General features: G+C 60.0%; 8 protein-coding genes. 3 read left to right on the top strand and 5 right to left on the bottom strand.

What is annotated here, in order from left to right; translation table 11 throughout:
* Positions 1-314 precede the first annotated feature (314 nt).
* Positions 315-1,595 (top strand): MgtC/SapB family protein, encoded by a 1,281-nt coding sequence (locus C7H09_RS19150; RefSeq protein WP_106765649.1) that lies wholly within the window; start codon positions 315-317, stop codon positions 1,593-1,595.
* Positions 1,596-1,606: 11 nt separating this feature from the next.
* On the opposite strand, the gene alkB is transcribed toward C7H09_RS19150, so the two are convergent.
* On the bottom strand, positions 1,607-2,248 hold the full coding sequence (alkB, locus tag C7H09_RS19155; RefSeq protein WP_106765650.1) for a DNA oxidative demethylase AlkB: 642 nt from the start codon (positions 2,246-2,248) through the stop codon (positions 1,607-1,609).
* Positions 2,249-2,380: 132 nt separating this feature from the next.
* Between alkB and C7H09_RS19160 the strand changes: the two genes are divergently transcribed.
* Entirely contained in the window at positions 2,381-5,182 is a 2,802-nt protein-coding gene (locus tag C7H09_RS19160) for an HD domain-containing phosphohydrolase (protein WP_165794848.1), read from the top strand.
* A 50-nt stretch (positions 5,183-5,232) separates the two neighbouring features.
* Complete coding sequence (gene djlA, locus C7H09_RS19165; RefSeq protein WP_106765651.1) at positions 5,233-6,015, top strand: co-chaperone DjlA; 783 nt, start codon at positions 5,233-5,235, stop codon at positions 6,013-6,015.
* Positions 6,016-6,022: 7 nt separating this feature from the next.
* On the opposite strand, the gene C7H09_RS19170 is transcribed toward djlA, so the two are convergent.
* The 4 genes from C7H09_RS19170 to C7H09_RS19185 form a co-directional block, all read right to left on the bottom strand.
* The gene (locus C7H09_RS19170; protein WP_106765652.1) at positions 6,023-6,631 is read right to left on the bottom strand and encodes a methyltransferase family protein; all 609 of its coding nucleotides are present in this window, start codon (positions 6,629-6,631) and stop codon (positions 6,023-6,025) included.
* 69 nt (positions 6,632-6,700) lie between these two features.
* On the bottom strand, positions 6,701-7,450 hold the full coding sequence (locus tag C7H09_RS19175) for a pseudouridine synthase (RefSeq protein WP_106765653.1): 750 nt from the start codon (positions 7,448-7,450) through the stop codon (positions 6,701-6,703).
* Entirely contained in the window at positions 7,431-10,532 is a 3,102-nt protein-coding gene (locus C7H09_RS19180; RefSeq protein WP_106765687.1) for an efflux RND transporter permease subunit, read from the bottom strand. The genes C7H09_RS19175 and C7H09_RS19180 overlap by 20 nt, the downstream gene beginning before the upstream one ends.
* 4 nt (positions 10,533-10,536) lie before the next feature.
* Positions 10,537-11,619 (bottom strand): efflux RND transporter periplasmic adaptor subunit, encoded by a 1,083-nt coding sequence (locus tag C7H09_RS19185; protein WP_106765654.1) that lies wholly within the window; start codon positions 11,617-11,619, stop codon positions 10,537-10,539.
* Between the last annotated feature and the right edge of the window lie 92 nt (positions 11,620-11,711).

The following is an 11,711-nucleotide window of genomic DNA, read 5'->3' on the forward strand; positions in this document are numbered from 1 at the left end:
CGGATCCGGTTATGGCTGAAAATCGAGTAATACAGTCTCATGGCACCGAGCCCGGGCACGGACTTACCTGAGATGTCTGCGTGGGAGCCTGGCGTGGCCAGCTTGGAGTAGATAAAACGCTAGGGCGGAAGAATCGTCACGGTCTGTCCGGCTTTGATGAATATCAGTTAATGCGTAAATCAGGGCGGCGAAGCTTAGCAGATTAGCGGCCACAAAGTAACCAGAGCCGGGCCGGTTCGGCGACAGAAAGGTGACCAACCCGCACCGGAACGCCTAGAATGCCACCCCATAGCCACCAGAACGGATCCGACTCCATGGATGATGTTGCCAGCCAGTTTATTGCCAACAACCAGACCACCCTGAACCTGGCGGTTGCCCTGCTGCTGGGGGCGATCATTGGCCTGGAGCGGGGCTGGGATGCCCGGGAACAGAAATCCGGCGACCGCATTGCCGGGATCCGCACCTTTTCTCTGATCGGTTTACTGGGGGGTGTGTCTGCAGTACTGGCAGAAGCTCTCACGCCCTGGGCATTTCCGGTGTTGCTGGTGGGCGTGGTGGCCATGTCCCTGGTGTCGTACAGCGAGCGTCTGGAGCACATTCGCAATTTCAGCATCACCGGCATGGTCGGCATGCTGCTCACCTTCTGTTTCGGGGCTATGGCGGTAGCGGTTGATCCGGTAATGGCCTCCACAGCGGCGGTAATTACCGCGATTATTCTGGACAACAAGGAAGAAATTCACGGCTGGGTTCACAAGCTGCAGGCCAGCGAACTGGATGCCGCCCTCAAACTGCTGTTGATCTCGGTGGTGATGTTGCCGCTGCTACCCAATGCCGCCATGGGCCCGGGGGGCGTGCTCAATCCCCGGGAAATCTGGTGGATGGTGGTGATGATTGCGTCGATTTCCTTCGTTGGCTACTTCGCCATCCGGGTAGCTGGCACCCAGAAGGGCATCCTGTTCACCAGCCTGTTTGCCGGTTTGAGCTCATCCACCGCCCTGACCCTGCATTTTGCCCGGCAATCGGCGAAAACACCGGAGCTAAGCCCGCAATATGCCGCTGGTATTCTGATTGCCTGCGGCACCATGTTCCCGAGGATTCTGGTGTATTGCCTGGTGATCAACAAAGCCTTGCTGCCCAGCCTGGTGTGGCCGGTTGTAACCATGACCGCGCTGCTCTATGCCCCGGCCTGGCTGATCTGGCGCCGCAACGCACAAGAAGTACACGTCAGCCAGCCTACCATGAACCAGAACCCGCTGGATCTGTCTTCGGCGCTGGTGTTCGGCTTTTTGCTGACCGCCATTTTATTGCTGGGAGAATTTCTCAAGAACGCTTTCGGTGACGCGGGCATCTTTGCGCTGGCCGCTACCTCCGGTGTCGCCGATGTCGACGCCATTACCCTGTCCCTCACCCGCATGTCCAACGACGGCCTGGCCATGGGCACGGCGGTACTGGGTATTGTGGTGGCCGCAGCGGTCAATAACCTGGTGAAATCCGGCATGGCCTGGAGCATCGGCAACCGACACACCGGTATGCTGGTAGCTGGCCCCATGGTGCTGTCGCTGCTGGCGGGGCTGCTGGTGGCCTGGCTACAGTAACCAGAAGACCGCTAATCGGCCTTCCGGAAGGTCAGATTATAGCGATTAGCACCGGTTAACGGATGCGCTCCGGCTTTCAATGTCAACACGCCGTGATACCGCATCCGCGCCGGGCCACCCCACACCAGCACGTCGCCATGTTCCAGCAAAACCCGCTGGGGGCGATCACTGCGGCGCAGGCCGCCCAACTGGAATACCACCGGCAGCCCCAGCGACACCGAAACAATAGGCCAGGCAAAATCCCGTTCATCTTTGTCCTGATGCAGGCCCATTCTGGCCCCCAGTCCATAGCGGTTGATCAGGCAGGCATCCGGCTTGAACCCCGGAAACCCGGCCTCTTTCGCTGCCGCCCAGGCCAGATGGCGGAATACCTCCGGCATTTCCGGCCAGGGCACACCGGATTCGGGGTCCTGCGCCTGATAACGGTAGCCCCGGGCATCCGTAACCCAGCCCAGCGGCCCGCAGCACGTCATGGCGGCGGACATGGCATGCCCGCCCGGCGTGACCATATGGCGAAAAGGCGCTTTTTCAGCAACCCGATGAATACTCTCCATCAACGGCTCTGCACAATCCAGGGCATAACCATGCAGCAGCACCACACCTTCATCGAGCGGTTCCGGGCCCGCCGGGTTGGAAAACAGATCCTGAGTCATAAGCCAATCATTCTTCTGATAAATTCCAGCCAATGTGCCCGGCAAGGTCTACACTTACCCAATCAACACCCCTCGCCTGAACCCTGAGGCCGGGCGACCGGGTTGAAACTTCTTCTGGGCCGGAATCATTCCATGCAGACCAACCGCCAAAGTGCCCGGGTTTCGCTGGCGTTTCTGATTGCCTCGGCCATTACCCTGGGTATGCTGGCCCTTGCCATTGTCTTGGTGGCACAAAGTTATCGGGGCATGGAAGAAGCCAAGGTAACCGCCGCTGCCAGCACCGCCAGGCAACTGGCCGTGAGTGTCGATGACCGCATCCGGGCCATCACCCAACCGCCATCGACCGCCCTGGCGGTACTCCGGCACGACCCACTCGTCCAACAATCCTCACTGGCCGGGCGCCTGGAACGCCTGCCGGTAATTGCCGATGTGCTGCTCAGCAGCGACATTGTCAGTGCGGTATACGCCGGGTATGACACCGGCGATTTCTTTCTGTTCCGCAAACTTCGCTCCACAGATTCCAAACGCTTTACCGACATACCGGCGCAAAGCCGTTACCTGTTGCAAAGCCTGGAAGTGGTCAATGGCAAACGGCACGGGGTCTGGCGGTTCTACGATGCGGATTTAAAGCTGCTGGAACATCGCCCTCTGGCATCCTACGACTACGACCCGCGGCAACGGCCCTGGTACCGGATAGCCCGGCATAACGACAGACTGCAACTGTCATCACCCTACGTCTTTTTCACCACTCAGGAAACCGGCCTGACCCTGTCACGCCATGCTCAAGCGGCACCCGGTACCGTGCTGGGTGTGGATGTTACCGTCACCGACCTGGGTACCAAACTCGGGGAACTGAGGCAGACCCCCGGCAGCCGGATTGCCATCGTCAGTGCCCGGGGCGAATTGCTTGCCGATACCGATCAAAATGCCCGCCCGGACCCGGTGATTGAAAAAACCTTCAACGACGGCCCTGCTGCCGGTAGCCACCGTTTCCATCATGATGGCCGAGACTGGTACGGCATCAACGAACCCCTGCAAACTCTGGAGGATGAGCAGCTTTCCATTGTCATTGCCATCCCCTCCGATGAACTGCTGGCAGACGTTTGGGCAGCTTTGGCACACCAGACAGCCATCGCCGTCGGTCTGGCCCTCATATTACTGCTAATGGGCTGGTTTCTCGGGCGCCAGGTGGGCAAGCCGCTGGAGCAACTCACCGACCGGGTAGGACACCTGTCCCGGTTCCGTTTCGACGTCCCGATCCGTACCGACTCCCGCATCCGCGAAGCCTCGGAACTGAGCATCGCCCTTGATGACATGGCTCGCACCATCCGCAGCTTCCAGAACATAGCCACCGTGCTTAACCGGGGCCAGGATCTGAACCAACTGCTGCGCGACATCCTCGACCAGATCATCACCATCCTCAGTCAACAACGCGGTGCCATTTACCTGTACGACAGCCACGAGCAGGTTCTGGAGCTGGCGGTCAATCAAGATCTGAATGTGCCCAACCAGCTACCCGACATCGATCAGCAAGTCGATGACAAAGACCTTTTGCGCCAACTGCGCCGCACCATTGGCGGTCATCCGGTCTTTGCCGTGCTGCGCAACCGGAACAAAAAACTGATTGGCGCCCTGATGATCGAGATGGAACACGGCTCCCACACCCGGCTGAGCGAAGATCTGATCGTGTTTGTGGAAGAGGTCGCAGGCTCGGCTGCGGTCGCCATCGAAACCCGCGAGCTGATCGAAAGCCAGCAGGCCTTGCTCGACGGCATCATCCAGTTGGTGGCCAACGCCATCGACGCAAAATCTCCCTACACCGGCGGCCACTGTGAACGGGTGCCCAAGCTGGCGCAGATGCTGGCCGCAGCCGCGGAGGAAGCCACCGAAGGCGTATTTTCGGAATTCCGGATGACCGACGACGAGCGCTACGAATTCCGTCTGGCCGCCTGGCTACACGATTGTGGCAAAATCACCAGCCCGGAATACGTGGTCGACAAAGCGGTGAAACTGGAAACTCTCTACAACCGCATTCACGAAATCCGGACCCGGTTCGAGGTGCTGCACCGGGACGCTGAAATCACCTGCCTGAATGCTCGCCTGGCGGGCGCCGACGGGCAACAGGCGGAGCAAAAGAAGTGCGCGGAGCAGGCCAGGTTGCAGGAGGAGTTTACCTTTCTGGCCACCGCCAATCTGGGCAGCGAGGCCATGTCGGAAGACGACGCCGAGCGCATTCGTGCCATTGGCGCGCAAACCTGGCAACGCCATTTCAGCGACCGGATTGGTCTCTCGGACGACGAGCAGCAAGCGTTGGCAGGCCTGCAAGAACCTTCTTTGCCTGCCGCCGAGCCCCTGCTGGCCGACAAACCGACCCATCTACGTTCCTGGGGCGACCGGATTCCGCCGGTGCGGGCCGACGACCCACGCAACATCTGGGGCTTCGACATGGCGCTGCCGGAATACGCCTATAACCGGGGCGAGTTACACAACCTGACCATTCCCCACGGCACCCTGACTGACGAAGAACGATTCCGTATCAACGAGCACATTGTGCAAACCATCTGCATGCTCGATGCCCTGCCCCTGCCCGATCGCTTGGCCCGGGTACCACGCCTTGCGGGCACTCACCATGAACGCATGGACGGCAAGGGCTACCCCCACGGCCTGCATGGCGAAGACATGAGCATTCCGGAACGAATTATGGCCGTAGCGGATATCTATGAAGCACTGACCGCCGTTGACCGCCCCTACAAACAGGGCAAGCCCCTGTCAGAAGCACTCGCCATCATGGACCGGATGGCGAGAACCGGGCACATCGACCAGGCTGTGTTCCAGCTGTTTGTCAGCTCTGGTATCTATCGTCGCTACGCCGAAGAACACCTGAGCCCAAGCCAGATCGACGCCGTGAATGAAAGCCTGTTCATGAAGCCGTGACCAAAAACACGTATATTCTCAGGACTGTTATCCCAATCAAGGAAAAATGAATGCTGTTTGCAATCATCGTGGGTGGCCTGATCGGCTACAGCTTTGGCAAGTTCCCCGGATTTTTGATCGGCGCGGCTCTCGGTGCGTTTCTGATACACCGCTTGCGAACCCGGTTGATCGGCAAACTTCAGGGGCTGCAATCGGACTTTATTGAATCCGCCTTCGCCGTGATGGGCGCGCTGTGCAAAGCCGATGGCGTGGTTTCCCGGGACGAGATCCAGATGGCTGAAGCCATGTTTGTGCGCTTCCGCCTGAACGACGCCCAGAAGGAAGTGGCCAAAACCGCCTTCAACCGGGGCAAAGCTGCCGGTTTTGATCTGGACGGCGAACTGCGCCGCTTTCTCAGGGCCTCTGGTCGCCAGCCCGTGCTGCTGCAAATGTTCCTGCAGTTACAGGTATCCGCCGTGGCCGCCGATGGCCAGGTACACCCGGCCGAGCATGAGATGCTGGTACGCATCGCCCGGGGGCTGGGCCTGCCCGAGAGCCAAGTGGATCAACTGGAGGCCATGCTGCGGGGTGCGCACGCTGGTCAGGCCGGTGGCGCCAACAACTATTCGTCTGGCCAACAGATTGACGATGCCTACAAGGTGCTGGGGGTTTCCCCGTCAGCCACAGACGCCGAGATCAAGCGGGCTTATCGGAAACTGATGAGCGAAAATCATCCGGATAAACTGGCCGGTCGTGGCCTGCCGGAAAGCATGCGGGAAATGGCGGAAGAGCGCACCCGGGAAATCAGCCACGCCTACGACGTCGTCAAAGAGGCCCGAAAAAAGGCCTCCTGAAACTACTTCACAGCCACCTGGGCACGGCCGTCTGATAGGCCTGATACTGGTCTCCAAACTGCCGTGCCAGCGCCACTTCTTCCTGCCGGGCCTGCCGCTGGATTACCCACGCCCCCATCACCAGACACACCAGAGAAAACACACTCGGTAACGCCAGAAAGAACCCCAGCTGGCCCAGCATCACCGCCATAAACGAGGGGTTGCGGCTGCGGGCAAAGGGGCCGCATGTAAGCAGGTGGCTCTGGCCACGCTGCTGGTCAATGCCCGAGCGCCACTCCTCGTGCATATAAGCCTGAAAATAGTTCACCAGGGTAAACGACACCAACAGCAGAACCACGCCGGTGAGCAATACCGGTAAACGGTATAACAACGGACAAACTCCAAGCCAGGAGTCCAGATCGATGCCAATACGCGCCAGGCACACCAGCACTATGGCTGCCCGGAACAGGTTGAAAATATGCCGGTGCCACCAGGTGGCTGAACCTGATTTGCCGTAATGAATGTGGGAAAACCCAAGCCTGTCGTACAGGCCGATGGTGCGTGCTGCAAACTGCAGCCCGATCATCAGGAAAAATATGCCCAGAAACACCCGGATGGCGGGTTCGATTACTTCCATTAGTCATTCAGTTTCAGTTGGTTGGCCAACAGCTTACTGCTGCGAACCGGGCTTGAACAGTGTCCGCCATCAATCCGTGGCGCAAACGCCAAGGGTGCACTCTGGTTCAACAAAGATAGACAGCACCCTGGAAAAGCTCTCCTCCGGCTCTGCCCGAAGCAACAATGGCTCTCCGGTGACCGGGTGTGCCAGCGCCAGCTCCGTAGCCGCGAGCATCAATCTACCCGCGCCAAAACGCTCCGCAAAGTACCGGTTGTGGCGTCCCCGGCCGTGGTTGGCATCGCCAATAATCGGATGGTTGATGTGCTTCATGTGCCTGCGCAACTGATGCTTGCGGCCGGTTTCCGGCTTCAGCTCCACCAGGCTGTAGCGACTGCTGGGGTAACGCTCGATGGCCACTGGCAACTCGGTGGTGGCCAGGCGCTGGTACGCCGAGCGAGCCTCCCGAACCGGCTGTAGCTGGCCCTTCTGGCGCCGGTCTTCCGGCTCTTCCCGCAATGGGTGGTCGATCACGCCCTGTTCAGGCGTCCAGCCACGCACCACGGCCAGATAGGTTTTCGAAACCTCACCGGCCATCATCGCCTGGCCCAGCACGCTGGCGGTGTCCGGATCCCGGGCGAACAACAACAAACCGGAGGTAGGCCGATCCAGCCGGTGCACCGGGTACACATGCTCGCCCCCGTTCAAGGCACGGGCATACTGCAGTGCGAACTCGGTTTCGTGCTTGTCGATGGGGCTGCGGTGCATCAACAAACCTGCGGGTTTATGCACCGCCAGCAGCCAGGTATCCCGGTAAATCTCAGTCAGCGGATTCAACACCCTGCCCCTGTTTTCGTTTGAATAGACTGCGGAAGAACTCGCCACTGCGATCCCCCAGCACTAGCAGGGCCGGTGTCAGCAGCAAGGTTAACAGGGTCGCAAAGGCCAGGCCTCCGGCAATGGCACTGGATAGCTGGATCCACCACTGGGTTGATGGTGCCCCCAGCCCCAGCGAGGGTTCTAGCAGGTTTACGTTCACACTCAACACCATCGGCATCAGGCCCAGAATGGTGGTTACGGCAGTCAGCAGCACCGGCCGAAAACGCAGACAGCCGGTTTCCAGGGCGGCGTCGAAGGCAGCCTTGCCCTCCCGCTTCATCTGGTTGTAGGTATCGATCAGAATGATGTTGTTGTTCACCACAATACCCGCCAGGGCGATGATGCCCATGCCCACCATCACGATGCCAAAGGGCTGGCCATTCACCAGCAGCCCCAACAGCACTCCGGCGGTCGACAGCACAATGGCCGAGAGAATCAGCAGTGTCTGGTAGAGCGAGTTAAACTGGGTTACCAGAATCAGCAGCATCATGCCCACAGCCACTAGAAACGCCGAAACCAGGAAATTAGCTGCCTGCTCCTGGTCTTCGTTCTCACCACCCACCTTGACAGTGACGCCCTCCGGCGGCTCCGGCATCTGGGCCTGAAGGTTCTTCAGCAGTTCATCCATACGCCTGCCAGGCGCCACATCAGACTTGATGGTGATGGTACGCTGGCCGTCCACACGCACAATACTCCCGGTCTTGCTGCCCGGCTCCAGGGTCACAAATTCCGACAGGGGCACCTGGCCCCGGGGCGTGCTGATGGTCTGGCGATCCAGCTGATCCAGCTCGCGCCAGTTGTTCGGTACCCTCACGGCGATATCCACTTCATCCCGCACATCCTCGGGCCGGTAGGTGGCCAGCACCAGGCCGTTGGTCACCAGTCGCACGGCACTGCCAATGCTCAATACGTCGGTGCCAAAGCGGGCAGCTGCTTCCCGGTCTACCTGCAGGCGCCATTCGATACCTGGCAGGCTTCGGTCGTCTTCGATATCCACGAAACCACCGATTGCCCGCATCTGCTGCTCAATCTGGTCAACGTAGCCATCCAGCTTGTCCGTTTCCATACTACTAACCAACAATTCGATGGGCTTGCCCTCCGCCGGGCCACCTTCCTGTTTGCGAAACTCCAACTCGATACCCGGCAGGTCGGCCGTTCGTTCGCGGAAGCCCTCCAGTATCTCGTTGGCACTGCGGCGGGTATGCCAGTCGGTAAACTGGAACTGCAGCACGCCAATCACATCCGGCGCCATCTGGTTGCCGCTGGTAATCATCGACCGGGCATAGAGGGCTTTAACCTCCGGCATGTTCTGCAACCGGTTTTCCACCTTGCGTACGATGGCGTCCCGCTCCCATACCGACAGATCCCCCCGGGCCCGCACCTGCACCTGGGCGGAATCCGGCTCAATGCTGGGGAAGAACACCACGCCGTGATTGAACCGGGCGTAAGCGGCGTAGATCACCAGAATGGCGATGATGGCCCCGAGCAGCGTCAGGCCCGGGCGCGCCAGCAAGCTGCCCAGTAGCCTCCGGTAATAGGCCATAAAACGCCCCTCCACCGCATCCACATGGCGGCGACGGCCGCCACTGACACCGCCCAGCACCGGCAGAAACACCAGGGCCATGGCCAGAGACGCCACCAGGCAGATCAAGACCGTCATCGGCAGGAATTTCATGAACTCGCCCACCACACCGGGCCAGAACAACAGCGGCACAAACACTGCCAAAGTGGTCGCGGTGGACGCAATCACCGGCCATGCCATGCGCGAGGCAGCCTCTACCCAGGCGGTTTTGACCGGCTGGCCGTCGGACAAATTACGATCCGCCAGCTCCGACACCACAATGGCGCCGTCTACCAACATACCCGCCACCAGAATCAGGCTGAACAACACCACAATGTTCAGAGTCTGCCCCATGCTCCAGATCACCAGAATGCCGGTAAGGAAAGCTCCGGGAATGGTCAGACCCACCAGCAAGGCCGAACGTGGTCCCATGGCGGCGATCACCACGATAATCACCAGCACAATGGCGGTCAGTACGTTGTTGAGCAGATCCGAGAGGATATCCCGAACTTCGTCGGACTGATCCATGATAAAGCGAATATCCAGGCTCTCCGGCAATCGCGGGCGAGCTTCCTCAATCAGCGCCCGCACCTGCTCTATGGTTTCGATGATGTTGGCGCCGGAGCGTTTGGACACTTCCAGCACCAGCGCCGGTTCGCCGTTGATGCGGGCAAAGCCGGTGGGGTCTTTGAAGGTTCGCTGGAGCATGGCGACATCCCCGAAGGTGACCACAGTATCGCCATCTACCTTCACCGGCATCGACATCACATCTTCGATGGTTTCAATAACCCCCGGCACTTTCAGCGCCATGCGGCCATTGCCGGTATCCATAGAACCGGCGGCCACCAACTGATTGTTGCGCCGAACCAGAGACGCCAGCTGGTCGAAATCAATGCCGTAACTCTCCAGCACCTGCGGATCCACCACGATTTCCAGCAGGTCTTCCCGGTCGCCGCCGATGGTCACTTCAAGCACTTCCGGAATGGCCTCAATGGCGTCCTGCAGGCGCCGGGCCACGGTAATCAGTTCCCGTTCCGATAACGGGCCGGATAAGCCCACCGAGAGCACCGGGAACAGGGAAATGTTGATCTCGTTTACCCGAGGCTCGTCGGCCTCGCCCGGCAATTTGCTGCGGGCGGTATCGACCTTTTCCCGAACGTCCTGCAGGGCTTTGTCCGGGTCGAACCCCGCATCGAACTCCAGCATCACCGAGGCATGGCCTTCCGCTGCGTTGCCCCGCATCTCCTTGATGCCTTCCAGCGACCGCAGTTCCTGCTCCATTGGCCGCACCAAAAGTCGCTCTGCATCTTCCGGGCTAATGCCTTCCAGCCCCATGGAAACGTAAATCATGGGAATGGTCACATCCGGGTTGGACTCCTTGGGAATCACTTCGTAGGCGGCCATGCCTCCCAGCAACAGGAACAGAAACAACAGCAAGGTGGTGCGGCTGCGGTTCATAGCGGCAGAAATCAGTGCTCTCATGGCGTCAGCCCCGCTGATCCGAAACATCCACCGGCAGCACCTGCTCACCGCTGGCTACAAAGCCTGCGCCCCGGGTAATCAAGCGGACTTCGTCGGGCAGGCCCGCTACCCAGGCACCTTCTGTCGACACACTCAGCAAACTGACGGATGCAAACTCCACTTTGTCCTGGCCATTAACGAATTTCACCCCGGGGCGCCCGGTGTCATCCAGGCTCAGATAGGCAGGTGAGATAAACTGGGCTTTTTGCTCGGGCAGGCGAATGCCCAGGTTGGCCGTGCCACCGGCGGCCCGGAGCCGATCCGGGTTTTCCACCACCACTTCCACCGCAAAACTGCGGGTTTCGGGATTGGCGGCACTGGCCACAAAACTGACCACGCCAGCCAGCCGTGTGCCATCCAGCAGTTCAATGTTGACGGCCTGCCCGGGCTGCACCCGCGCCACCGATTGCTGGGGTACCTGCCCGGAGGCTTTCAAACGGTCAATCTGCACCAGCTCAAACATCGGCGAGCCCACCTGCACCAGGCTGCCGGGCTCGACGTCCCGACGGTTTACCACTCCGTCAAACGGCGCTTCCGGTTCCAGATGGGCAACCGCCAGCCGAGCCGACGCCAACTCCGCCCGGGCCGCCGCCAGTTCACTCTCCAGCCGCAAGATATCGGTTTCGGCGGTCAGGTTCCGCGCACGCAATTTGCGGGCCGCAGAAAGATCGGCTTCCAGCTTTCGGATGCTGGCCTGCCAGCGGCTGACCACCGCATCGCGGCCATCCAGCGACAGGGTGGCCAGAACCTTACCGGCTTTTACTTCCTGTCCCAGCTGAACCCCAAGCGACTCTACCGTCCCCGCCACACGGGCACTCACCTGCACCGATTGCCAGGGCTCCAGCTGGCCCTGCAGTTTCAGTTCGGGCTGATAGGTTTGCGCCGTAAGGGTGGTTACTTCTACCCGGGTCGGCGCTTTTTCTTCCGCCTCGGGAACCTCGGGCACCTCGGTGCTGGCCACCTTCACCTCACCGGTCATCATCCAGATCACCAGCACAACAACCACAAGCAGGGATAACCCCAGGGAGCTCCATTTTGCTCTTGTCATGAACCCATCGCCGTACAGAATTTTTATTGAAAGACCGGCAATAAATCAGGCACCAGCCCGGTTCCCGGAAATAAAGCCTTGCATCCGGCAGA

Origin of the sequence: Marinobacter fuscus (assembly GCF_003007675.1) — a bacterium.
In the GTDB taxonomy this organism is placed as follows: domain Bacteria; phylum Pseudomonadota; class Gammaproteobacteria; order Pseudomonadales; family Oleiphilaceae; genus Marinobacter; species Marinobacter fuscus.

What these genes read in the sequence shown, in the direction of transcription:
- C7H09_RS19150 (WP_106765649.1), top strand. Translation starts at nt 315, where the DNA reads ATGGATGATGTTGCCAGCCAGTTTATTGCCAACAACCAGACCACCCTG.
- alkB (WP_106765650.1), bottom strand. Translation starts at nt 2,248, where the DNA reads ATGACTCAGGATCTGTTTTCCAACCCGGCGGGCCCGGAACCGCTCGAT.
- C7H09_RS19160 (WP_165794848.1), top strand. Translation starts at nt 2,381, where the DNA reads ATGCAGACCAACCGCCAAAGTGCCCGGGTTTCGCTGGCGTTTCTGATT.
- djlA (WP_106765651.1), top strand. Translation starts at nt 5,233, where the DNA reads ATGCTGTTTGCAATCATCGTGGGTGGCCTGATCGGCTACAGCTTTGGC.
- C7H09_RS19170 (WP_106765652.1), bottom strand. Translation starts at nt 6,631, where the DNA reads ATGGAAGTAATCGAACCCGCCATCCGGGTGTTTCTGGGCATATTTTTC.
- C7H09_RS19180 (WP_106765687.1), bottom strand. Translation starts at nt 10,532, where the DNA reads ATGAGAGCACTGATTTCTGCCGCTATGAACCGCAGCCGCACCACCTTG.
- C7H09_RS19185 (WP_106765654.1), bottom strand. Translation starts at nt 11,619, where the DNA reads ATGACAAGAGCAAAATGGAGCTCCCTGGGGTTATCCCTGCTTGTGGTT.